Below are 24,032 nucleotides of genomic sequence, written 5' to 3' on the forward strand. Positions count from 1 at the left end.
CAGCCTACACTTGTCAGAAATTCAGCTTGCGCATAAATGTCGCAGGCGAATACAAGAATTGGGACAACCGTTTTTTCCACGCGTTTTACGCCATCCACCATGCAAACAAGTATCGATAAAGGCGCGTTTCCGCCTTCGGGCAGCGCGTCGGTCGCCAGTACCGCGACTGCGGGCGCGTCACCGGCCACCACGCCTGCCGTTCAGCGCACCGTGTATTCGGTGCTGGGCGCGGTCAGCTTCGCGCATCTGCTGAACGACATGATCCAGTCGCTGATCCTGGCGATCTATCCCATGTTCAAGAGCGAGTTCTCGCTCTCGTTCGGGCAGATCGGCCTGATTACGCTGACTTATCAGATCACCGCATCGCTTCTGCAGCCGCTCGTCGGGCTCTACACCGACAAGCATCCGAAGCCGTGGTCGTTGCCGGTCGGCATGGGTTTCACGCTGTCCGGTCTCTTGCTGATGTCGGTGGCGGGCAACTTCGGCACTTTGCTGATCGCGGCGGCGCTGGTTGGCTGCGGATCGTCGGTGTTTCATCCGGAATCGTCACGCGTTGCGCGCATGGCGTCGGGCGGCAGGCACGGCCTTGCGCAATCGCTCTTTCAGGTCGGCGGCAATGCGGGTTCGTCGCTCGGGCCGTTGCTTGCGGCGCTGATCGTGATTCCGCACGGACAACGCAGCATTGCGTGGTTTTCGGTCGCGGCGCTCGTTGCCATGTTCGTGCTGGCGAATATCGGCCGCTGGTACAAGCGTCATCCCGCGACGAAGAAGGGTCGCGGACAGGCTGCGCATCATTCCTTGCCGCGTCAAAAAGTCATGATGGCGATGAGCGTGCTCGTCCTGCTCGTGTTCTCGAAGTACTTTTACCTGGCGAGCATCACGAGTTACTTCACGTTTTATCTGATCAGCAAGTTCGGCGTGTCGGTGCAGAGCGCGCAGATTCACCTGTTCGTGTTTCTGGCGGCAGTGGCGGCGGGGACGATCATCGGCGGGCCGGTTGGCGACAAGGTCGGGCGCAAGGCGGTGATCTGGGTATCGATTCTCGGTGTCGCGCCGTTCACGCTGCTCATGCCTTACGTGAATCTGTTCTGGACGGGCGTGTTGTCGGTGATCATCGGGCTCGTGCTGGCATCCGCGTTTTCGGCCATCCTGGTCTATGCACAAGAGTTGATTCCCGGCAAGGTCGGGATGGTGGCGGGCCTCTTCTTCGGCTTTGCGTTCGGCATGGGCGGCGTGGGCGCGGCAGTGCTCGGCCATCTCGCGGATGTGACGAGCATCGACTTCGTTTATAAGCTCTGCGCGTTCTTGCCGTTGATCGGCGTGCTGACGGTGATGTTGCCTAAGATGAGCGAGGAGCGGGTAAAGGCTTAAGGTTTAACAGGCCGTAATTCCTTTAACGGGCGCGTCGATGCTTCGAGAGATCACGCGCCCGGTGTGCTTTAAGTGGCGATGCAGCTTAGTTCGTTCCGGTGAAGGTGCAAGCGCCCTTGCGTATTCAAAGCCCGCTGCTCGCGCTCACGATTCCAACGCCGCCTTCACCAACCCCAACGCACTCGGGTCCTCGATAGTCGGCAATTCCCCCGGATCGCGCCCTTCGGCCAGCGCCGCGATCGCTCGGCGCAAGAGCTTGCCCGAACGCGTCTTCGGCAGCATCGACACGAAAAGCACGCGCGCCGGACGCGCAATCGCGCCCAGTTGCGCATCCACCGCGTGACACAGCTCCGCCTCCAGCCCGGCGCGCGCACCGGGCGCATCGAGACGGCTCGCATCGCGTAGCACGACGAACGCAGCGGCGGCCTGGCCCTTCACGGCATCCGTCACGCCGACGACCGCGACTTCCGCCACCGCCGGATGCGCGGACAACGCCTCCTCGATCTCGCGCGTGCCCAGCCGATGCCCCGCCACGTTGATCACGTCATCGGTGCGGCCGAGAATCGACACGTAGCCGTCCTCGTCCTGCACGCCCCAGTCGAAGGTTGAATAGACCAACTGGTTCGGCACGCTAGTCCAATAGGTGTCGATGAAACGCTGATCGTCGCCCCACACGGTCTGCATGCAGCCCGGCGGCAGCGGATAACCCAACGCGACCACGCCCTTCTCGCCCGGCGCGCAAATCTCGCCGGTCGCCTCGTTGCGCAAGGTGAGGTTGAAGCCCATCGACGGCACGCCCGGCGAGCCGAGCTTCGAGGGCAACGCCTCGATGCCGCGTGGAATCGCGATCATCGGCCAGCCGGTTTCCGTCTGCCAGTAATTGTCGATGACGGGCTTTCTCAGCGCGCTCTGAATCCATTGCGCGGTCGGTTCGTCGAGCGGCTCGCCCGCCAGAAACAGCGTGCGCAGGCTGGACAGATCGGCGTCTTGCATCAGCGCCGGGTCCTGCTTCTTAAGTACGCGGATCGCGGTGGGCGCGGTGAACATCAGGTTGATGCGATGCTGCTCCACGAGCCGCCACCAGATGCCGCCGTCCGGACGGACCGGGGTGCCTTCGTACATGACCGTGGTCAGGCCCGCGATCAGCGGCGCATAGATGATGTAGCTGTGCCCAACGACCCAGCCGATGTCGGACGCGGTGAACATGGTGTCGCCCGGCGCGCCCTGAAAGATATGCTCCATCGATGCCGCGAGCGCGACCGCATAACCGCCGACATCGCGCTGCACGCCCTTCGGCCTGCCGGTCGTGCCGGACGTGTACAGTACGTACGAAGGCTCGTTCGATTCAAGCCATTCGCACGGCACGTGAGCATCGAAAAATTTTTCGCGCAAGGGTTCGTAGGAGACGAGATAGCTCGCCTGCAGCCGCTCGGGCGCCAGTTGCCGGTCGATCAAAAGCACTTGCGGCACCTTGAATTCAGCGCGCGAAAGCGCCTCGTCGACGAGCGGCGTGTAGTCGATCACCTTGCCCGCGCGCGCGCCGGCATCGGCGGTGACGATGAGCGCGGGCTCCGCATCGTCGATGCGCGCTGCCAGATTAGGCGCCGCGAAGCCGCCGAACACCACCGAATGCACCGCGCCGAGACGCGCGCACGCGAGCATCGCGAAGAGCGCTTCAGGGATCATCGGCATATAGATGAGCACGCGGTCGCCCTTCTTCACGTGCAGCGAGCGCATGACGGCAGCCATGCGGTTCACTTCCGCGTGCAGTTCGGCGTAGGTATAACGGCGCTCGATGCCCGTTTCCGTCGATACATACACGAGCGCGTTTTGCTGCGCGCGCGAGGCGAGATGGCGATCGACCGCGTTATGACAGAGATTGGTCTTGCCGCCGACGAACCAGCGCGCGAACGGCGGGTTGCTCGCATCGAGCACCTGCGTGAAAGGCGTATGCCAATGGATGCGGCGCGCCTCATCGGCCCAGAACGCCTCGGGTTCCTCGATCGACCGGCGATACGCTTCTCGGTAAGTCGGCATGCGCGTCCTCTTTGAGCGAAGTGCGTGGCTGTGCTTGTCTCTGTGCGTCCGCCAACGCCGCATGCGCCCACGTCGGGCGGCCGCGTTGACATATCCTCATCACGAAGACAGAGCATAGAGCAGCCCGCAAACCCTTGCTAGACAGGGCGCGCCCTGATCGGTGTCATCGATTCAGGCGCGCTTCGCCATCTCCGAACGCTTCGGACGTTTCAGACCGCGCGGCTCTTCGACACCGGCGCTGCCGCTTCGCCCGAATGCTTGAGCAACACGGGCGCAAGTTCGCCGGCCACGCGCATGCTCGATACCACGACCGTGCGCACGCCGCTGCCCTCGGTCGAATGACGCAGCGCTTCACGCGTGGTCGCGCGCGCCTCGATACGCGGCTCGATCACGACGATGCCCCGGCAATACGCCGCGAGTTGCACGCGCTGATTGCGCAGCCACGCGGTGCGCAGGCGAATGTCGTCGGCGGTTTCATCGGCGTCGTGCTCGGCGACGATCACGAAGGGCGTGTTGAGCGCAAGCAGGCGGCGCATCTGCGCGCACCATGCAAACGCGTAGCCCGGCTTGACGGCGCGTCGGCGCAGGCGCACGAGCGGAAAGCGGCTGGCGTCGAACATGCGGGCATCGAGATCGAGATCGGGAAGCGGGACGGACGGTGAAAGCGACTCGCGCTTTGAATGGAGATTGGCGGCATTCACAGCGGTTTTGGACTCCAGTAATTCAGCGCGGCAACCAGGCTCGGCCAGCGCGACTGTCGCGGCACGGCCCGCTTTTTCGGTTTCGTGGCGCGCGGCAACCGGCGCGCGGCTTCTTTCGGTGCGTCCGATGCCTGGCTCCACGCGTGACGCGTGGTTTCGAGCACTTTTGCGGCGTTGGCCGCGACCGCGCATTCGTTGCGCGCCTCGTGAATTTCGCCTGCCTCGGATACGCCGCCCCGCTCGCGCGTCAAGCCGATGGCAGTGGGAATGGAATCGTTGGTCATGTATGTTCGGGCCTCGTTGGTCGGACGAAGCCGGCGGTTTCGCGCCGGCTTCGGCTCCGATGCAAAGCTACGGATAAGCGCTGACGGCAGCGCTGTGTCTCGGATCAGGCCGGGATGGCGGTCGTCGAAGCAGCGGTTCGCGCTTCTTTGCGGCACGCCGATATCCGCGCTTGTGATGCATTGTATTGAGAATCATTCTCAATTACAAGCGGCAAATTGTCTGGCGGCAGAAGGGGAAACCCCGAGAGTTGGAGCTAATGCACAGACCGAAGAAACCGCACCAGAATCCCCGACGAATACGCACCCGCGATCGCCACGAGAAACTCCGCGAACGATTCAGGCGCGGCGGCATCGGCGCTATCCGAGATGGTGCGCACGACGGCGCACGGCACCGCGTGTTCGAAACAAACCTGCGCGAGCGCCGCGCCTTCCATTTCGACGGCGAGCGCATCGGGCAAGGCGTCGCGCAGCGCCAGCACGCCTTCGTTGCTCGCGACGAAGCGATCGCCACTTACGATCAACCCGCGATGCACACGCGGCGCATGCACCGCGAAGCGCTCGGCAAGCGCGCTGCCCTCATCGACGATGAAACTCGCGGCGGCCAGCGCGAGCGCATCGGAAAAGTTGGGATCGGCGGCGAAATGAGAGCGGGCCAGAAGCGGCACTTCATAGCGCGGAAAAAGCGGCGAGGCATCGAGATCGTGCTGCAGGAGCGTGTCGCCGATGACGATGTCGCCCACCCGGACATTTGCATGCACGCCGCCCGCGACGCCCGTGAAGACGATCGCATCGACCTTGAACACGTGAATGAGCGCGCTCGCCGTCGCCGCCGCCGCGACCTTGCCGATGCGCGCGAGCGTCGCCACCACGCGCACGCCATGCGCGTGGCCGACGTGATACTCGCGCTGACCGAGCGTCACCGTCTCGACTGCGCCCGCCGCATGCATCTGCGCGACGAGATCGCCCAGTTCCTGCGGCAGCGCCGCCATGATGCCGAGCATCGTCATTCGACCGCTTGCAGTTTCGCCACCGCGAGCGCGAGCCATTTCTCGCCGTGCCGCTTGAAGCGAACCTGCGCGCGCGCATCGCCGCCGGAGCCTTCGAGCCCGATCACCGTGCCCTCGCCGAACTTCGTGTGGAACACCGCTTGTCCAACCTTGAAGCCGCTTTCCGCCGCGCGCTGCTCGTTGGCGAACGACGGCAACGCCGGTGCGGACGCGGCGGAACCGCCGTAAGCCGAACCGCCGCGCTCCTGGCCTGGGCGCGCGAACCAGTCGCGGCCCCAGCCGGCGTTATCCGCGCGCCCGCCCCAACGCGCGCCCGGCTCGATCTTCGGCGTGAGCCACTTGAGCGAGCCTTCGGGCAATTCGTCGAAAAAGCGCGAGCGAATGTTGTAGCGCGTCTGTCCATGCAGCATCCGGCTCTGCGCGAACGACAGATAAAGCCGCTCTTTCGCCCGCGTGATCGCCACATAAGCGAGCCGCCGCTCTTCTTCGAGGCCGTCGGTTTCCTGCGCGCTGTTCTCGTGCGGAAAGAGCCCTTCTTCCAGTCCGGTGATGAACACCGCCGTGAATTCCAGCCCTTTCGCCGCGTGCACGGTCATGAGTTGCACGGCATCCTGGCCGGCCTGCGCCTGGTTGTCGCCCGCTTCGAGCGATGCATGCGAGAGAAACCCCGCAAGCGGCGTCATGGTATCGGGGTTCTGCGCGGGATCGGCAATGCCGGGCGCGTCCAGCACTTCGATCTCGCCGTCCTCGCTCACGATCTCCGGCGCCGCCGTCGCGCCGGGGCGCAGCGGCACGGAACGCGCGGGGGTATCTAGCCCGTAGCCTTCCTCGCTCACGAACGCCGCCGCCGCGTTGACCACTTCCTGCAAGTTCTCCAGACGGTCCTGGCCTTCGCGCTCGGTCTCGTAGAACGCGGCGAGACCGCTCGCGCGCACGACGTATTCGACCGTTTCCGGCAGACTCATCTGCTGCGTTTCGGCGCGCATCTTCGCGACGAGCGTGGCGAAAGCGCCGAGGCTCGAACCTGCCTTTCCCGTGACGTAGGGCACGGCGGCGGCCATCGAACAGTTGTAGAGACGCGCGGCGTCGGCGAGTTGCTCGATGGAGCGCGCACCGATGCCGCGCGTCGGGAAATTGACCACGCGCGCAAACGCCGTGTCGTCGTTCGGGTTGTCGATCAGACGCAGATACGCGAGCGCATGCTTCACTTCCTGACGCTCGAAGAAGCGCAAGCCGCCATACACGCGATACGCAATGCCCGCGTTCACGAGCGTGTGCTCGATGGTCCGCGACTGCGCATTGCTCCGGTACAGCACCGCAATCTCCCCGCGCGCGAGACCCGTATTGATGAGCGCCTTGATCTCCTCGACGATCCAGCCCGCTTCCTGCGAATCCGTCGCGGCTTCGTAGACGCGCACCGGTTCGCCGTGCCCCGCATCCGTGCGCAGGTTCTTGCCGAGCCGCCGCGAGTTGTTGGCGATCAGGAAGTTCGCGGTATCGAGAATATGGCCGTGCGAGCGATAGTTCTGCTCCAGCTTGATGAGATTGCGCACGCGGAATTCGCGCTCGAAGTCGTGCATGTTGCCGACGTTCGCGCCGCGAAACGCGTAGATGGACTGGTCGTCGTCACCGACCGCGAAGATGGCGTTGCTCTCGCCCGCGAGCTGCTTGAGCCACGCGTACTGCAGCTTGTTGGTGTCCTGAAACTCGTCGACGAGGATATTGCGAAAGCGCGCCTGATAATGCGCGCGCAGCGGCGCATTGAACGCGAGCAGTTCGTGGCAGCGCAACAGCAGTTCGGGGAAATCCACGACGCCTTCGCGCTGGCATTGCTGATCGTAGGCTTCGTACAGTTCGACGAACTTGCGGTTGAAGGCGTCCGTGGCGTCCACGTCTTTTGGACGCAAGCCCTGCTCTTTCGCGTTGTTGATGAAATACTGAAGGTTCTTCGCCGGATATTTTTCGTCGTCGACATTGAGCCCTTTCATCAGCCGCTTGATGGCGGAGAGCTGATCGGCGGTGTCGAGAATCTGGAAAGTCTGCGGCAGCCCCGCGTCGCGATAATGCGCGCGCAGCATGCGGTTGCACAGGCCGTGGAAGGTGCCGATCCACATGCCGCGCGTGTCGATGGGCAAGAGCGCCGAGAGCCGCGACATCATTTCGCGCGCGGCCTTGTTCGTGAAGGTCACGGCGAGAATGGTCGGCGGCGACGCGTAGCCCTGCTGGATCAGCCACGCAATTCGCGTGATGAGCACGCGCGTCTTGCCGCTGCCCGCGCCGGCGAGAATCAGCGCGGGCTCGTTGGGCAGCGTCACGGCGGCGAGTTGTTCGGGGTTGAGGTTCGCGAGCAGGTCGGGCATGGGAGCAGGTGGACGGCGAAAAGCGGGCCAAAGTCTCTGGCGGCGGGCCGACCATTATAAGACCGCGCCGATGGCGTCGCCGGCGCCTGGCATCCGCGCCTGGCCGCAAGCCACCCCGAATTCGTCCGATTGACTCGCTCGAACCTTATAATCAGGGATTACCCCGCACTTTTCACGCATTTTTCGGCAGATTTCACGATGAGCGACAACACGCTTGCGAAGAGCTTCGAGCCTCAGAACATCGAGTCCCAATGGGGCCCGGAATGGGAAAAACGCGGCTACTCCGCCCCGACCTTTCAGGAAGGCGCGAAGAATTTCTCCATTCAACTGCCGCCGCCGAATGTCACCGGCACGCTGCACATGGGCCACGCGTTCAACCAGACCATCATGGACGGCCTGACGCGCTATCACCGCATGCTCGGCGAAAACACGCTGTGGGTGCCGGGCACGGACCACGCGGGCATTGCCACGCAGATCGTCGTCGAACGCCAGCTCGACGCCAAAAAAATCTCCCGCCATGACCTCGGCCGCGAGGAATTCCTGAAGCGCGTCTGGGCGTGGAAGCAGGAATCCGGCTCGACCATCACGAATCAGGTACGGCGTCTGGGCGCTTCCATCGACTGGTCGCGCGAATACTTCACGATGGACGACAAGATGTCCGCCGCCGTGCGCGACGTCTTCGTGACCTTGTACAAGCAAGGGCTCATCTATCGCGGCAAGCGGCTCGTGAACTGGGACCCGGTGCTGGGCACGGCCGTGTCCGACCTCGAAGTCGTCAGCGAGGAAGAAAACGGCAGCCTTTGGCATATCAAGTACCCGCTGCCCGACGGCTCGGGCAATCTGACGGTCGCGACCACGCGGCCCGAAACCATGCTCGGCGACGTTGCGGTGATGGTGCATCCGGAAGACGAGCGGTATCGGCATCTGATCGGCAAGACGGTCGTGCTGCCGCTTGGCGACCGCGAGATTCCGGTTATCGCGGACGACTACGTGGACCGCGAGTTCGGCACGGGCGTCGTGAAGGTCACGCCCGCGCACGACTTCAACGACTACGCGGTCGGCCAGCGCCACAAGCTGCCGCAGATCGAAATCCTCACGCTCGACGCGAAGATCAACGACAACGCGCCCGCGAAATATCGCGGCATAGATCGCTTCGACGCGCGCAAGGAAGTGGTGAAGGATCTCGAAGCGCTCGGCCTGCTCGAGTCCGTGAAGCCGCACAAGCTCATGGTGCCGCGCGGCGACCGCACCAACGTGGTCATCGAGCCAATGCTGACCGACCAGTGGTTCGTCGCAATGACCAAGGCCGCGCCGGAAGGCACGTTCAATCCGGGCAAGTCGATCACGGAAACGTCGCTGGACGTGGTTCGCGGCGGGCAGATCAAGTTCGTACCCGAGAACTGGACCACGACTTACTACCAATGGCTCGAAAACATCCAGGACTGGTGCATCTCGCGCCAGTTGTGGTGGGGCCATCAGATTCCCGCGTGGTATGGCGAAAACGGCGAGATCTTCGTCGCGAAGACGGAAGACGAAGCGCGCGCCGAAGCCGACGCCAAGGGCTACGAAGGTACGCTGCGCCGCGACGAAGACGTGCTCGATACGTGGTTCTCGTCCGCGCTCGTGCCCTTCTCGTCGCTCGGCTGGCCGGACGAAACCAGGGAACTGAACGCGTTCCTGCCCTCCACCGTGCTCGTGACGGGCTTCGACATCATTTTCTTCTGGGTTGCCCGGATGGTGATGATGACCACGCACTTCACCGGCAAGGTGCCGTTCCACACGGTCTACGTGCACGGCCTCGTGCGCGACGCGGAAGGCCAGAAGATGTCGAAGAGCAAGGGCAATACGCTCGATCCCATCGATATCGTGGATGGCATCGAGCTCGAACCGCTCGTCGCCAAGCGCACCGCCGGCCTCATGAATCCGAAGGCCGCCGCGCAGATCGAAAAGAAAACGCGTAAGGAATTTCCGGAAGGCATTCCGGCCTTCGGCACCGACGCGCTGCGCTTCACGATGGCTTCCATGGCCACGCTGGGTCGCAATGTGAATTTTGATCTGGCACGCTGTGAGGGTTATCGCAATTTCTGCAACAAGCTCTGGAACGCCACGCGTTTCGTGTTGATGAATTGCGAAGGCCACGATTGCGGCTTTGCGAACCCCGGCGACTGCAAGCCGGGCGATTGCGGCCCCGGCGGCTACACGGATTATTCGCAGGCGGACCGCTGGATCGTGTCGCTCCTGCAGCGCGTCGAAGCGGAAGTCGAAAAGGGTTTCGCGGACTATCGCTTCGACAACGTTGCGAGCGCAATTTACAAGTTCGTCTGGGACGAATACTGCGACTGGTATCTCGAACTCGCGAAGGTGCAGATCCAGACCGGTACGCCCGAGCAGCAGCGCGCCACGCGCCGCACGCTGTTGCGCGTGCTGGAAACAGTGCTGCGGCTCGCGCATCCGATCATCCCGTTCATCACGGAAGCGCTGTGGCAGAAGGTGGCGCCGCTGACCGACGTTTTGCCCGAAGGCACGAAGGAAGGCGAGTTGTCGATCATGACGCAGGCCTATCCGCGCGCCGAGACGAAGAAGATCGACGAAACGGCGGAACAGTGGGCGTCCGAACTCAAGGCTGTCATCGACGCATGCCGTAATCTGCGCGGCGAAATGAACTTGTCGCCCGCGGTGAAGGTGCCGCTGCTCGCACATGGCGACGCCGCGCGTCTCCATACGTTTGCGCCGTACGTCGCCGCACTGTCGCGTCTTGCCGAAGTGAAGATCATCGACGACGAAGCCGCGCTCGACGCCGAAGCGGAAGGTGCGCCGGTGGCGATCGTCGGCGCGAACAAACTCGTGCTGAAGGTGGAGATCGATGTCGCCGCCGAACGCGAGCGTCTCACGAAGGAAGTAGACCGCCTGACTGTCGAAGCAGGCAAATGTAACGCGAAGCTCGGAAATGAAAGCTTTGTTTCAAAAGCGCCGCCCGCCGTCGTTGAACAGGAGCGAAAAAGGCTGGCAGAATACGAAACCACTATCGAGAAGCTTCGGGCGCAAATTTTGCGGCTGCCTGCCTGATTGGGCTGTCGTGAAGTAGCATCGCCGCGTGATCGGGGATGTTCGTCCGTTCGCCCAACTGCTCGACGTTCCAAATGATTAAGAGGATCAGGGTTATCACATGCTAAAAGTTACCAAAGCGGTTTTCCCCGTCGCGGGTCTCGGCACTCGGTTCCTCCCCGCGACCAAGGCGAGCCCGAAAGAAATGCTGCCCGTCGTCGACAAGCCGCTGATTCAATATGCGGTGGAAGAGGCAATGGCCGCCGGCATCACCGAAATGATCTTCGTGACCGGGCGCAGCAAGCGCGCGATCGAAGACCACTTCGACAAGTCTTATGAGATCGAAGCCGAACTGGAAGCGCGCGGCAAGGACAAGCTGCTCGAACTCGTGCGCAGCATCAAGCCGAGCCATGTCGATTGCTTCTACGTGCGTCAGGCCGAAGCGCTCGGTCTCGGCCACGCGGTGTTGTGTGCCGAAAAGCTCGTCGGCGACAATCCGTTCGCCGTGATCCTCGCGGACGACTTGCTGTACGGCAAGCCGCCCGTGATGTCGCAGATGATCGAAGTCTTCGACCACTATCACAGCTCGGTGATCGGCGTCGAGGAAATCCCGGCGGAAGATTCGAAGTCCTACGGCATCATCGACGGCAAGGAGTGGGAAGACAACATCTTCAAGCTCTCGGGTATCGTCGAAAAGCCGGAACCGGCCGTTGCGCCGTCGAACCTCGGCGTGGTCGGCCGCTATGTGCTGAAGCCCCGCATTTTCGATCACATCCGCTCGATCAAGCCCGGCGCGGGCGGCGAACTGCAACTGACGGACGCCATCATGTCGCTCCTGTCGGACGAACAAGTGCTCGCGTACAAGTACCACGGCACGCGCTTCGACTGCGGCAGCAAGCTCGGCTATCTGAAGGCGACGGTGGAATTCGCGCTGCGCCATCCGGAAGTGTCGAAAGACTTCGACGAGTATTTGCGCACGCGCTCGCCGAACCTGGCCAGCTGAGTCGAAGTAAGTCGAATTCGCCCGCGTCGGCAGGCGAAAAAAAAGCCCATCGCGTCATGTGATGGGCTTTTTCCTTTTCAGCGGCGTCGCATTAGAAAGGTGAACACTTTGTCCTGCGTGGTTACTTCGACGATCTCGTTGCCGGTCTGCCTTGCAAACGCCGCGAAATCGCGCTGCGATCCGGGGTCGGTGGCGAGCACCTTCAGAATCTGGCCGCTCGTCATGTCGGCGAGTGCTTTCTTTGCCCGCAGTATCGGCAACGGGCAGTTGAGCCCGCGCGCGTCGACTTCCTTGTGAACTTCCATCGCGATTTGAATTCCGTTAAGCCTTGCGTGTTGCGAAACATCGAAGGCCCGATTCTAACGCAGCGTTCACAAGTCCACCGGGCGCCCGGTCTCATATGCCTGCCGCATGGCGATGCCGATCCTCGTCGCCTCGCGCGCATCGTCGAGCGTGAGGCCGGTCGGCGTGCCATCTCGCACGAGCGCGACGAAGGCTTGCGCTTGCGTAAAAACGCATCGTCGAAGCGCTCGAAGAAAGTCGGCGTGCAAACGTTACGCATGCCGTGTGCATCGGCGATTTCGACGCGGTTCGCACGCGGATTGCGCCCAATGGCAAGCGCGCCCGCCGTGCCAATGACTTCTGTCTGCGTGTCGTGGCCATGAGCCATCGTGCGGGAAGCGTATAGCACGGCAAGCCGGCCATCGTCGAATTCGATCGTGCCCACGCCATTGTCGATATCGCCACATTCGCGCAAGCCTTCGTGGATTGCTATCGTGCCGCTCGCGAACACGCGCTTGGGCTTCGGATTACCGAGCATCCAGCGCGCGAGGTCGATGTCGTGCACGCTGCAATCGAGAAAGAGTCCGCCCGATGTCGGCGCGAAACGCACGAAAAAACCATCCGGATCGTTCTTGTCGCAGGTCTGCGAGCGCACCATGAACGGCCGGCCGATCGCGCCTTCGCCAATGCGCTCGAAGGCATCTCGATAACTCGCATCGAAACGGCGCACGAAGCCGATCATTACATGCAGATGCGCATGCCGCGCGTGTTCCTCGATCACGCTGTCGCATTCGGCGAGATCGAGCGACAGCGGCTTCTCGCAGAACACATGTTTGCCCGCGCGCAACGCGGCGATGATCTGCCGCGCGTGCAGCGAAGTCGGCGTGACGAGCCACACGGCGTCGATGGACGGATCGGTCAGCAAGTCGGCGTGATCGGCATGGAGTGCGATTTCCGGCAGGTTGTCGCGAGCCCATTCGCGCTCTTGCTCAACCGGGCTGCACGCCGCGACGAGCCGCGCGCCCGGCACATGCCACGCGAGGTTTTCCGCGTGTCTGCGGCCGAGCCGCCCCAGCCCGACAATGCCCACCCGCACCGCGCTCATGCCGCGTTCTCCCCGAGCTTCACGATGCGCTTTTCGCGCCACGAAAGCGTCGCGGCCTCGGCGAGTTCGAGCGCCTTGAGGCCGTCGGCAACAGTGGTGCGCACGGGCTTCCCATTGGTCACGGCATCGAAGAAATGCGCGATTTCCGCGGCATACGCCGCGCGATACCGTTCGAGAAAGAACGCCTCGGGCACGTCGCTCGACACGCCCTTGGTCGAATATGCCGTCACTTCGGTCGGACGCACGTTGCCCGCTTGCAGCATGCCGAGACTGCCGAGCACCTCGAAGCGCTGATCGTAGCTGTAGCCCGAGCGCCGCGCCGTGTTGATCTGGCACAGGCGTCCGCGTTTCGTGCGGATGGTGACGGCTGTCGAATCGATATCGCCGGCATCCGCGATGGCGGGATCGGACAAACAACTGCCCGTGGCGTGCAGCGTGTCGGCTTCGTCGTCGAGCATCCAGCGGAAGATGTCGAAGTCGTGGATCAGCATGTCCTTGAAGATGCCGCCCGAATGCTCGATGTATTCCACGGGCGGCGCGCCCGGATCGCGGCTCGTCACGATCAGCATTTCCGGTTCGCCGATCTCGCCCGCTTCCACGCGCGCCCTCAATGCCGAGAAAGTTGGGTCGAAGCGCCGCTGAAAGCCGATCATGCAGACCACGCCCGCTTTCTGCACGGCATCGGCGCAGGCGCGCGCGCGTTCGAGCGTGAGGTCCACGGGCTTCTCGCAGAACACGTGCTTCTTTTGCGCCGCCGATGCGAGGATCAGGTCCGCATGCGTGTCCGTGCTCGAACAGACGACCGTCGCGCCCACCGAGGCGTCGCCCATGGCGGCATCCACATCGGCGACTTGCGCGCCGTATTGCGCAGCGAGCGCCGACGCGGCCTCGCGGTTCACATCGACGACATACTTGAGGCGCACGCCAGGCTGCCGCGCGAGATTGGCCGCGTGAATCTTGCCAATGCGCCCTGCTCCGAATACCGCCACGTCAATCGTCATAGCCGCCTGTCTCCTTGGATTCTTCTACGTTGAGTTCGAGCCGGTACGCGAGCGCGATGAACAGCGCCTGGCACAAGCAAATGGTGCTCGTGAGCGAGCGGAACGCGAACGCGCTGCCCTCCTTCACGAGCAGACTCGCGCTCGCGTGACGCGCGAGCGGCGAAAGCTGGCTGTCGGTGATCACGAGCGTCTTCGCGCCGTGATGCTGCGCGGCGCGCACGCAATACTGCGTTTCCTTGCCATAAGGCGCGAAGCTGATGGCCACGACCACGTCGCCCTTTCTCACGCTCTTGACCTGTTCGCGGAACATGCCGCCGATGCCGGAGATCAAATGCACGCGCTTTCTCGTGTGCTGCAGCGCGTAGACGATATAGCTCGCCACCGCGAACGAGCGCCGCACGCCGATCACATAGATGTTCTCCGCGTGTTCGAGCATTTCCACGGCGGCGTCGAACTGTTCGTCGTCGAGACCGGCTTCGAGTTCGTCGAGTCCCGTGCGGCTCGCCGCGATGAATTCGCGCGCCACGGAGACACCGGAGGCATCGCCCGCCTTTTCGTCGATGAGTTTGCGAATGCGCTGCTGATAACTCTGCTGCGAGCCATTGCCGCCCGCGAACGCCTGCCTGAACACGGCCTGCAAGTCCGAGAAGCCCGAAAAACCGAAGCGCTGCGCAAAGCGCACCACGGCCGACGGATGCACGCCGCACGCGGTGGCGATATCGCTCGTACGATCCATCATCACGCTCGACCGATGCTGCTCGATATACGTCGCGACGTTCTTCAACTGACGCGGCAACGTGTCGTAAGCGTCGGTGATGCGCTGCATCAGATCGTCGACGCTCTGCACGTCGGTGCTGGTCTCATCCTGCATGGATAGCTCATGTCGATGGCGCCGCGAAGGCAGACGCCGTGGAAGCGATTATAGGAAGGCTGCAAGGAAAATGGAACGTATTTTCCATTTATGGCATCGGTGCAATTCCTATTGCAGACCGGGAAAACTTGGCCTACTCTTGGTGCTGAGTTCGAAGCGGCCCCAAGCAACGGCCGCATCGGCTCGCGGAAAAGTCAGATCAAACAACAAACCGAGATAGGTGGAGACAATGACCATTCGCAATGGCCGAGCCGCGTTGCGCGCGCTCGCGGCAGCCGCAATCCTGAGCAGCACAGCCTTGTTGACGGCGTCCCCCGCTCACGCGGCGCCCGACGCCAAGTTCGTCCTCATCAGCCACGCGCCCGACTCGGACTCGTGGTGGAACGTCATCAAGAATTCGATCAAGCAGGCGGACGAGGACTTCAACGTCCAGACCGACTATCGCAATCCGCCCAACGGCGACATTGCCGATATGTCGCGTCTCATCGAACAGGCCGCCGCGCGTAATTACGACGGCGTGATCACCACCATCGCGGACTTCGACGTATTGAAGAGCGCGCTCAACAAGGTGACGGCGAAGAAGATTCCGCTCGTCACGATCAACTCGGGCACCGAAGAGCAAAGCGAGCAACTCAAGGCGATCATGCATATCGGCCAGCCGGAATACGTGGCGGGCAAGGCCGCAGGCGAAAAGGCGAAGGCCGCGGGCGTCAAGTCGTTCCTGTGCGTGAACCATATCGCGACCAACACGGTGTCATTCGACCGCTGCCGTGGCTTCGCGGAAGCCATCGGCGTCGACTACAAGGCGTCCACCATCGACTCCGGTCAGGACCCGACGGAGATTCAGTCGAAGGTGTCGGCTTACCTGCGCAATCATCCCGATACGCAGGCTGTACTCACGCTCGGACCCACGCCCGCCTCGGCGACGCTCAAGGCCGTCACGCAAATGGGCCTGCAAAACAAGCTCTATTTCGTGACCTTCGACTTTTCCGATGACATCGCGAAGGGCATCAAGGACGGCACGATCAAGTTCGCAATCGATCAGCAACCGTACTTGCAGGGCTATATCCCCGTGGCCGTGCTCGCTATCGTCAAGAAGGATCACACCACGGACCCGGTGAAGATTCGCCAGATTCTCGAAGCGAATCCGAAGTTCAAGGCGCGTCTCGAAACGTATGGCCTCGCGCCGTCGTATGGACCGAAGAACATCCGTTCGGGTCCGGGTTTCATCACCAAAGAGAATCTCGACAAGGTCGTGAAATACGCCGGTCAATATCGTTGACCGTTCAGGGCGGCCGTCTTTTCAGCGCCGCCCGCTATCACTGCATTTCCGCGGAACGTCGTGTGTCTGCTGCGTCTATTCCCGACGCGGCAGGAGCGCGCGCATCGGTATCAGTCAAGGAGCCATCATGGGCGTAGCCGGCAAGCATTACCCTCCACATGCGAATCCACAGCCAGAGTCGGCCGAGACGCAGGAGGCAGCAAAGCCCTCGGACGAACGCGTGCGCCGGCAATCGTGGTTCGGCCATCTGCTGAACCGGCCGGAGTTCGCCGCGATCTCGGGCACCGTGCTCGTGTTCATCGTGTTCGGCTTCGCGGCGGGTTCGTCGGGCATGTTCAACCTCGACGGCGTGATGAACTGGTCGCAGGTCGCGGCCTACCTCGGCTTGCTCGCGGTCGGCGCGTGTCTTCTCATGATCGCGGGCGAGTTCGATCTGTCCATCGGCTCGATGATCGGCTTCGCGGGCATGATGGTCGCGCTGCCCTCGGTTTATCTGCACTGGCCGTTCTCGCTGTCGATTCTCTTCGCGTTCGTCGCTTCCATGCTGCTCGGCGCGTTGAACGGCTACCTCGTGATGAAGACGCGGCTGCCTTCGTTCATCGTCACGCTCGCGTTTCTGTTCATCCTGCGCGGCCTCACGCTCGCGCTCTCGATCATGTTCGCGGATCGCACCATCATTTCCGGCGTCGGCGATCTCGCTCAACAAGACTGGCTCGCCGACACGCTCTTTCGCGGCGTCGCGCTGCACGGCCTCTTCGCGTGGCTCGCGCACATGGGGATCGGTCAGTTGCTCGATAACGGCCAGCCGCTCGTGCCGGGCATTCCGAAGGTCATCATCTGGTGGCTCGCGCTCGCCGCCGTCTGCGCCTTCGTGCTCGCCAAGACGCGCTACGGCAACTGGATTCTCGCGGTCGGCGGCGACGCCAACGCGGCCAAGAACGTCGGCGTGCCGGTACGGCGCGTGAAGATTTCGCTGTTCGTGCTCACCGCCTTCTGCTCGTGTCTCTTCGCCGTGCTGCAGGTGTGCGATATCGGCTCGGCAGCGGCCGATCGCGGCTTGCAGAAGGAATTCGAGGCGATCATCGCGGCGGTCATCGGCGGGACGCTTTTGACGGGCGGTTATGGCTCGGTCGTCGGCGCGTGCTTCGGCGCGCTCATCTTCGGCGTCGTGCAGATCGGCATCACTTATACGAACGTGAGTTCCGACTGGTTCCGCGTCTTTCTCGGCGTGATGCTGCTGCTCGCCGTGCTGTTCAATCACTACGTGCGCCGTCGCGTATCGCAAGCTCAGTGAGGCCAACGCCATGAACGACGACAACATTCTCGCGCTGGAAAACGTCAGCAAGTTTTTCGGCAAGGTCATCGCATTGAACGGCGTGACCTTGCGCCTGCGACGCGGCGAAGTGCATTGCCTGCTGGGCGATAACGGCGCGGGCAAGTCCACGCTCATCAAGACGCTGGCGGGCGTGCATACGCCGTCCGCCGGCGACTATCTCGTCGATGGCAAGCCAGTGCGCTTCGAGTCGCCGAAGGAAGCGCTGGATTTGGGCATCGCCACGGTTTATCAGGATCTCGCGCTCGTGCCGCTCTTGTCCGTTGCGCGCAATTTCTTCATGGGCCGTGAGCCGCAGAAGAAACGCTTCGGTCTCTTCAGCGTGATGGATCTCGATCTTGCCGCGGAGACTTCGCAGGCGAAGCTCGCGGAAATGGGCATCAACGTGCGCGATCCGCATCAGCCTATCGGCACCATGTCCGGTGGCGAGAAGCAATGTCTCGCGATTGCGCGCGCCATTCACTTCGGCGCACGCGTGCTGATTCTCGACGAACCGACCGCCGCGCTTGGCGTGAAGCAGAGCTTCAACGTGCTGAAGCTGATTCACAAGGCGCGCGAAAAAGGCATTTCCGTGATCTTCATCACGCACAACGTGCACCACGCTTATCCGATCGGCGACTCCTTCACGCTGCTCAATCGCGGCCGCTCGATGGGCACCTACACCAAGGACACCATCTCGAAGAACGAAGTGCTCGACATGATGGCGGGCGGCGCCGAGATGCAGACGATGATCAACGAACTCGAAGGCGCGACGATCTGAGGATCGAGGACAACAAGCCATGCCAGAACAACACACCTCACGTTTTGCAGCGGACCGCGCGCACGATATCGTGTGCCTCGGCCGCCTCGCGGTCGATCTCTACGCGCAACAGGTCGGCGCGCGGCTCGAAGACGTCGCGACGTTTGCGAAGTATCTCGGCGGGTCGTCGGCGAATATCGCGTTCGGTTGCGCGCGGTTGGGGCTCAAGTCGTCGATGCTCGCGCGCGTCGGCAACGATCACATGGGACGCTTTCTCGTCGAAACACTCGCGGGCGAAGGCTGCGACGTGAGCCACGTGCGCACGGACTTCGAGCGTCTCACCGCGCTCGTGCTGCTCGGCATAAAAGATCGCGATACCTTTCCGCTCGTGTTCTATCGCGAGAATTGCGCCGACATGGCCGTGGACGAAAATGATTTCGACGAAGCGTATATCGCCTCGTCGAAGGCATTGCTCATCACGGGCACGCACTTCTCCACGGAACAGGTGAATCGCACGAGCCGCCGCGCGCTCGAATACGCGCGCCGAAACAACGTGCGCACGATTCTCGACATCGATTATCGGCCGGTGCTGTGGGGTCTGACAGGCAAGGCCGACGGCGAAACGCGCTTCGTCGCCGATGAAAGCGTCACCGCGCATTTGCTGCACATCCTGCCGCTGATCGATCTCGCGATCGGCACGGAAGAAGAGTTCCGGATTGCGGGCGGCAAGGACGATCTGATCGATGCGCTCGCCATGGTTCGTACCGTTACTCATGCCACGCTCGTCGTGAAGCGCGGGCCGCTCGGCTGCTCGATCATCGAAGGCGCGGTGCCCGCTTCCATCGACGATGCGCCCATTCATGGCGGCGTCGAAGTCGAAGTGCTCAACGTGCTCGGCGCGGGCGATGCGTTCGCGTCCGGCTTCCTCTCGGGCTGGCTGCGCGACGAATCGCTCGAAGCGTGTGCGCGCGCGGCAAATGCGTGCGGCGCGCTCGTCGTTTCGCGTCACGGCTGCGCGCCCGCCATGCCCACGCCCGAGGAACTCGTGTACTTCCTCGCGGCCGCAAAAGAAGACCCGGCACGCATGCGCCGTCCGGATCGCGATGCAAGCCTCGCGCGTCTGCATCGCGTGAGCCCCAGGCGCAAGCAATGGGACGAAGTGCTCGGCTTCGCGTTCGATCATCGCAACCAGTTTTTCGAGCTTGCGCAGCAGACCGGCGCAAACGAAACGCGCATTGCAAACCTGAAGGGTCTTTTCGTCGATGCCGTCGCGAAGACGGAAGAAGAACGCGGACTGGCCGGCCGTATCGGCGTATTGATCGACGACCGCTACGGACAGGATGCGCTCAATGCCGCGACTGGCCGCGGCTGGTGGATCGGCCGTCCGGTCGAGTTGCCGGGCTCGATGCCGCTCGTGTTCGATCACGGCCGCGACGTCGGCACGACGCTCGTCGAATGGCCGCGCGAGCATATCGCGAAGTGTCTCGTGCACTATCACCCCGATCATCCGCATGACGTGCGCCTCGAACAGGAAGCGCAACTGCGCACGCTCTACGATGCGACACAGGCGAGCGGCAATGAACTGCTGCTCGAAGTGATCGTGCCGAAGAACGGACCGCCCGTGGAGGACGACACGGCGTATCGCGCATTGAAGCGCCTCTACAACCTCGGCATCTATCCCGAATGGTGGAAGCTCGAACCGATGAGCGCACAGCAATGGCAGGCCGTCGATGCGCTGATTGCCGAGCGCGATCCGTATTGCCGCGGCGTCGTGCTGCTCGGGCTCTCGGCGGCGGTCGATCAGTTGCGCGATGGCTTCAAGGCGGCGGCATCGTCCAAAACGTGCAAGGGCTTCACGGTCGGACGCACCATCTTTCACGAGCCGAGCCGCGCATGGCTCGCGGGCGAAATCGGCGACGACGAGTTGATCGCGCGCGTTCGCCACACGTTCGAAACGCTGATTTCCGCATGGCGCGAGGCGCGCGCGTCGCTGAATGCCGTGCAGCCAAGACAGGAGCAAGCAGCATGAATCAGCACGCTACCATCCGGCTGACCACCGCGCAGGCGCTCGTGCGCTATCTCGCCGCGCTGCGCACGGAAAGCGGCGAGGCGCTCTTCGGCGGCGTCTTCGCAATTTTCGGGCACGGCAATGTCGCGGGCATCGGCGAGGCGTTGTATCGGCATCGCGAGGAATTGCCGACGTATCGCGCGCACAACGAGCAAGCCATGGCGCATAGCGCGATCGCGTTTGCAAAGGCGCATATGCGGCGCCGCATGATGGCTGTCACGACGTCCATCGGGCCGGGCGCCACCAATCTCGTGACGGCGGCCGCGCTCGCGCATGTGAACCGGCTGCCGGTGCTGCTTCTGCCGGGCGACATCTTCGTGTCGCGCGCGCCCGATCCGGTTCTGCAACAAGTCGAGGACGCACACGACGGCGGCGTTTCCGCGAACGATGCCTTGAAGGCCGTATCGCGTTATTTCGATCGCATCGTGCATCCGGCGCAGTTGTTGAGCGCGTTGCCGCGCGCGATCCGCGTACTTATCGATGCCGCGCTCTGCGGTCCCGTCACGCTCGCGCTGCCGCAGGACGTGCAGGCGATGGCCTACGACTATCCCGCTTCGTTCTTCGAGCCGCGTGTGGTCGAGTTCCATGCGAGCGCGCCTTCACCGCATGAAATCGCGCGCGCCGCAGCGGCCTTGCGCGAGTCGCGCGAACCGCTGATCGTCTCGGGCGGCGGCGTGCTGTACGGCCTCGCCACCGACGCGTTGCGCGCCTTCGCGCACAAGCATGGCGTGCCCGTCGCGGAAACGCAGGCAGGCAAAGGCGCGCTCGCTTGGGACGACGCCCTGAACGCGGGCGGAATCGGCGTGACGGGCGCGGCATCGGCGAATGAACTCGCGCAATCGAGCGATTGCGTGCTCGCGGTCGGCACGCGCTTGCAGGACTTCACCACGGGATCGAACACGCTCTTTGCGCATGCGCAACTCGTTTCGATCAACGCCAATCCTTTCGATGCCCTGAAGCAAGACGCGCTGAGCGTCGAAGCCGATGCACGCCTCGCACTCGATGCGCTTTCCGAAGCGCTCGGCGACTGGCGCGCGTCGTCGCAATGGACCACGCGCGCCAAACGTCTCGCCGACGACTGGCGCGAGACTGTCGCACACGTGACGAACACGCCCGTCGCCGACAACGCCTTGCCGCGCGAAGCGGATGTCATCGGCGCGGTGCAGCGCTCGAAAGCCGATTCGCCGGCTGACGATATCGTCGTGTGCGCGGCGGGCACCTTGCCGGCCGACCTGCAGAAGCTGTGGCGCACGAGCGCGCCGGGCGGCTATCACGTCGAATACGGTTATTCGTGCATGGGCTACGAGATCGCGGGCGGTCTGGGCGCGAAGCTCGCGCGGCCGGAGCGCGAGGTGATCGTGATCGTCGGCGACGGCAGCTATCTCATGATGAACAGCGAGTTGGCGAGCTCCGTCATGCTCGGCGCTAAGCTGATCGTCGTGTTGCTCGACAATCGCGGCTATGGCTGCATCAACCGTTTGCAACAGGCATGCGGCGGCGCGCCCTTCAACAACCTGATCGACGACTGCAAGCAAGGCTCGCTCGGCGCACCGACCATCGATTTCGCGATGCACGCGCGTGCGCTCGGCGCGTTGTCGGAGCATGTGGCGAGCATCGACGACTTGCAGGCCGCGATGCAACGCGCGCGCGCCGCCGAGCGCAGCTACCTCATCTCCATCGACACCGACCCCGCGCGCACGACCGACGAAGGCGGATGGTGGTGGGAAGTCGCGGTGCCCGAGGTATCGGATCGCGATGCGGTCTTGTCGGCGCGCGAGCGTTACGAGCGCGCGTTGAAAGCACGCAGCGAAGGCAACTCTATCTAGGACCGCGCACATGTCTTTGCACGTACGGATCGGAATCAATCCCTTGTCGTGGATGAACGACGATTTGCCATCGCTCGGCGGCGAGACGCCCTTGTCCGTCGCGCTGACCGAAGGCCGGCGGATCGGTTACGAAGGCTTCGAACTCGGCAACAAGTTTCCGCGCGAGCCGCAGGCGCTCAAGACGCTGCTGGCGCAATACGACCTCGCGCTGGTGTCGGGCTGGTACTCGGGCAGACTCGCCGAGCGCAGCGCGGAAGAAGAGATCGAAGCCGTGGGTGCCCATCTCGACTTGCTCGCGCAAAACGGCGCGAAGGTGATGGTCTATGGCGAAGTGGCGAATTCCATTCAAGGCGCGCCGCGCCCGCTCTATCAGCGCCCGCGTTTCTTTGCGGATGCGCAGTGGCAACAGTATGCCGAGCGGCTGAATCGTTTCGCGGAATACACGCTGTCACGAGGCGTTCGGGTCGCCTATCATCATCACATGGGCGCGTATGTGGAGACGCCCGCGGACGTCGACCGTCTGATGGCGGAGACCAACGACGCGGTGGGCCTTCTCTTCGATGCGGGTCACATCACCTTCGCGGGCGGCGACGCATTGACCACGCTGCGCAAGCATATTGCGCGCGTGTGCCATGTGCATTGCAAGGACGTGCGCCCGGAGATCGTGAAGCTGGCGCGCAATCGCAACTGGAGTTTTCTCGATGCGGTCATCAACGGCGCCTTCACCGTGCCGGGCGATGGCGCGGTGGATTATCCCGGCATCGTCGCGTGTCTGGCCGAGCATGATTACGACGGCTGGCTCGTCGTGGAAGCGGAGCAGGACCCGGTGATCGCGCGGAGTTACGAGTATGCCGACAAGGGTTATCGCACGTTGCGCACACTTGTCGATGCCACATTCAAGGAGACGGCATGAGCCTGTTAGTGAAGGCATCGCGCGAAGGCCAGACGATCGCGCGTGTGACACCGGAATCCGCTGGCTGGAAGCATGTCGGCTTCGCGGCGTACCGGCTGGAAGAAGGTGAAGTGCTGCATGTCTACGACGCCGGGCGCGAGAGTTGCATCGTCGTGCTGACGGGCACGGTGAGCGTCGAGGCGGGCGACGAGCACTGGCAGTCCATCGGCTCGCGCGACAGTGTGTTCGAAGACGCCGCGCCCTATGCCGTCTACGTACCGCCGAAGCTCGCCGCAATCGTGCGGGCGGAGCGCGAAACGGAACTCGGTGTGGCGAGCGCGCCGGCGACGGGCGTGTATCCGCCGCGACTCATCGAGCCCTCGCAAATGAAGCGTTCGACGCGCGGCAAGAACGCGAATACGCGACACGTATGCGATATTCTTCCGCAGACCGAGGCTGCCGAGTCGTTACTCGTGGTCGAAGTGCGTACGCCGAGCGGCCATGCGTCGAGCTATCCGCCGCACAAGCACGATCAGGACAACGTGCCTGTCGAAAGTTCGCTGGAGGAGACTTATTACCATCGGCTGAATCCGCCGCAGGGCTTTGCGTTTCAGCGTGTTTATACCGACGAGCGCGATCTCGACGAAACCCTGGCGGTGGAGAACCGCGACGTGGTGATGGTGCCGCGTGGGTATCATCCGGTCGTCGTGCCTTATGGCTACGATAATTATTATCTCAACGTGATGGCGGGCGATAAGCGCACGTGGCACTTTAAAAACGATCCGAAGCATGAGTGGATCGTGGAGCGGGATAGCAAGGAGTGAG

The 24,032-nt window shown here is 63.0% G+C and carries 18 protein-coding genes and 1 pseudogene; 10 read left to right on the forward strand and 9 right to left on the reverse strand.

What is annotated here, in order from left to right; genetic code table 11:
* Nucleotides 1–99: 99 nt before the first annotated feature.
* Nucleotides 100–1,371, forward strand: coding sequence for an MFS transporter (locus QCE79_RS09420; protein ID WP_250492589.1), 1,272 nt, complete (start codon nucleotides 100–102; stop codon nucleotides 1,369–1,371).
* Between the two features lie 144 nt (nucleotides 1,372–1,515).
* On the opposite strand, the gene QCE79_RS09425 is transcribed toward QCE79_RS09420, so the two are convergent.
* From QCE79_RS09425 to QCE79_RS09445, 5 genes are all read right to left on the reverse strand, one after another.
* Nucleotides 1,516–3,471 carry a propionate--CoA ligase gene (locus QCE79_RS09425; protein ID WP_284507734.1) on the reverse strand — a complete coding sequence of 652 codons (1,956 nt, stop codon included), beginning with the start codon at nucleotides 3,469–3,471 and terminating at the stop codon, nucleotides 1,516–1,518.
* 146 nt (nucleotides 3,472–3,617) lie between these two features.
* A complete protein-coding gene (locus tag QCE79_RS09430) occupies nucleotides 3,618–4,109 on the reverse strand; it encodes a hypothetical protein (protein ID WP_309843646.1) in 492 nt (163 codons plus the stop codon).
* Nucleotides 4,106–4,393, reverse strand: a complete 288-nt coding sequence (locus tag QCE79_RS09435) for a hypothetical protein (RefSeq protein WP_309843649.1) — start codon at nucleotides 4,391–4,393, stop codon at nucleotides 4,106–4,108. The genes QCE79_RS09430 and QCE79_RS09435 overlap by 4 nt, the downstream gene beginning before the upstream one ends.
* 254 nt (nucleotides 4,394–4,647) lie before the next feature.
* Nucleotides 4,648–5,400, reverse strand: a complete 753-nt coding sequence (locus tag QCE79_RS09440; RefSeq protein ID WP_309843651.1) for a 5'-methylthioadenosine/adenosylhomocysteine nucleosidase — start codon at nucleotides 5,398–5,400, stop codon at nucleotides 4,648–4,650.
* Nucleotides 5,397–7,760: a UvrD-helicase domain-containing protein gene (locus QCE79_RS09445; RefSeq protein ID WP_244825671.1), complete on the reverse strand. Its 2,364-nt coding sequence runs from the start codon at nucleotides 7,758–7,760 to the stop codon at nucleotides 5,397–5,399. Before QCE79_RS09445 ends, QCE79_RS09440 begins: the two co-directional genes overlap by 4 nt.
* Nucleotides 7,761–7,958: 198 nt before the next feature.
* Between QCE79_RS09445 and QCE79_RS09450 the strand changes: the two genes are divergently transcribed.
* A complete protein-coding gene (locus QCE79_RS09450; RefSeq protein WP_309843657.1) occupies nucleotides 7,959–10,826 on the forward strand; it encodes a valine--tRNA ligase in 2,868 nt (955 codons plus the stop codon).
* A gap of 100 nt (nucleotides 10,827–10,926) precedes the next feature.
* Entirely contained in the window at nucleotides 10,927–11,808 is an 882-nt protein-coding gene (galU, locus tag QCE79_RS09455; RefSeq protein WP_244825674.1) for a UTP--glucose-1-phosphate uridylyltransferase GalU, read from the forward strand.
* 77 nt (nucleotides 11,809–11,885) lie between these two features.
* On the opposite strand, the gene QCE79_RS09460 is transcribed toward galU, so the two are convergent.
* The 4 genes and pseudogenes from QCE79_RS09460 to QCE79_RS09475 all read right to left on the reverse strand — a co-directional run bounded on the left by QCE79_RS09460 (nucleotide 11,886) and on the right by QCE79_RS09475 (nucleotide 15,067).
* Nucleotides 11,886–12,113 (reverse strand): sulfurtransferase TusA family protein, encoded by a 228-nt coding sequence (locus QCE79_RS09460; RefSeq protein WP_062601442.1) that lies wholly within the window; start codon nucleotides 12,111–12,113, stop codon nucleotides 11,886–11,888.
* Between the two features lie 66 nt (nucleotides 12,114–12,179).
* Nucleotides 12,180–13,195, reverse strand: a pseudogene (locus QCE79_RS09465) (Gfo/Idh/MocA family oxidoreductase).
* Complete coding sequence (iolG, locus tag QCE79_RS09470) at nucleotides 13,192–14,196, reverse strand: inositol 2-dehydrogenase (RefSeq protein WP_309843661.1); 1,005 nt, start codon at nucleotides 14,194–14,196, stop codon at nucleotides 13,192–13,194. The pseudogene QCE79_RS09465 and the gene iolG overlap by 4 nt, the downstream one beginning before the upstream one ends.
* A complete protein-coding gene (locus QCE79_RS09475; protein ID WP_244825677.1) occupies nucleotides 14,186–15,067 on the reverse strand; it encodes a MurR/RpiR family transcriptional regulator in 882 nt (293 codons plus the stop codon). The genes iolG and QCE79_RS09475 overlap by 11 nt, the downstream gene beginning before the upstream one ends.
* 229 nt (nucleotides 15,068–15,296) lie before the next feature.
* On the opposite strand from QCE79_RS09475, the gene QCE79_RS09480 reads away from it, so the two are divergent.
* From QCE79_RS09480 to iolB, 7 genes are all read left to right on the forward strand, one after another.
* Nucleotides 15,297–16,349, forward strand: a complete 1,053-nt coding sequence (locus tag QCE79_RS09480) for a sugar ABC transporter substrate-binding protein (RefSeq protein WP_244825678.1) — start codon at nucleotides 15,297–15,299, stop codon at nucleotides 16,347–16,349.
* A gap of 127 nt (nucleotides 16,350–16,476) precedes the next feature.
* Nucleotides 16,477–17,643, forward strand: coding sequence for an ABC transporter permease (locus QCE79_RS09485; protein WP_244825679.1), 1,167 nt, complete (start codon nucleotides 16,477–16,479; stop codon nucleotides 17,641–17,643).
* 10 nt (nucleotides 17,644–17,653) lie between these two features.
* Entirely contained in the window at nucleotides 17,654–18,442 is a 789-nt protein-coding gene (locus QCE79_RS09490) for an ATP-binding cassette domain-containing protein (protein ID WP_244825680.1), read from the forward strand.
* 19 nt (nucleotides 18,443–18,461) lie between these two features.
* Entirely contained in the window at nucleotides 18,462–20,450 is a 1,989-nt protein-coding gene (gene iolC, locus QCE79_RS09495) for a 5-dehydro-2-deoxygluconokinase (protein ID WP_309843666.1), read from the forward strand.
* Nucleotides 20,447–22,315 carry a 3D-(3,5/4)-trihydroxycyclohexane-1,2-dione acylhydrolase (decyclizing) gene (gene iolD, locus QCE79_RS09500; protein WP_309843668.1) on the forward strand — a complete coding sequence of 623 codons (1,869 nt, stop codon included), beginning with the start codon at nucleotides 20,447–20,449 and terminating at the stop codon, nucleotides 22,313–22,315. The genes iolC and iolD overlap by 4 nt, the downstream gene beginning before the upstream one ends.
* A 10-nt stretch (nucleotides 22,316–22,325) precedes the next feature.
* Nucleotides 22,326–23,228, forward strand: coding sequence for a myo-inosose-2 dehydratase (iolE, locus tag QCE79_RS09505; protein ID WP_250465221.1), 903 nt, complete (start codon nucleotides 22,326–22,328; stop codon nucleotides 23,226–23,228).
* The gene (gene iolB / locus QCE79_RS09510) at nucleotides 23,225–24,031 is read left to right on the forward strand and encodes a 5-deoxy-glucuronate isomerase (RefSeq protein ID WP_250465222.1); all 807 of its coding nucleotides are present in this window, start codon (nucleotides 23,225–23,227) and stop codon (nucleotides 24,029–24,031) included. Before iolE ends, iolB begins: the two co-directional genes overlap by 4 nt.
* Nucleotide 24,032: the final 1 nt, after the last annotated feature.

The sequence above is a fragment of the Caballeronia sp. LZ003 genome, from assembly GCF_031451465.1.
In the GTDB taxonomy this organism is placed as follows: Bacteria; Pseudomonadota; Gammaproteobacteria; order Burkholderiales; family Burkholderiaceae; genus Caballeronia.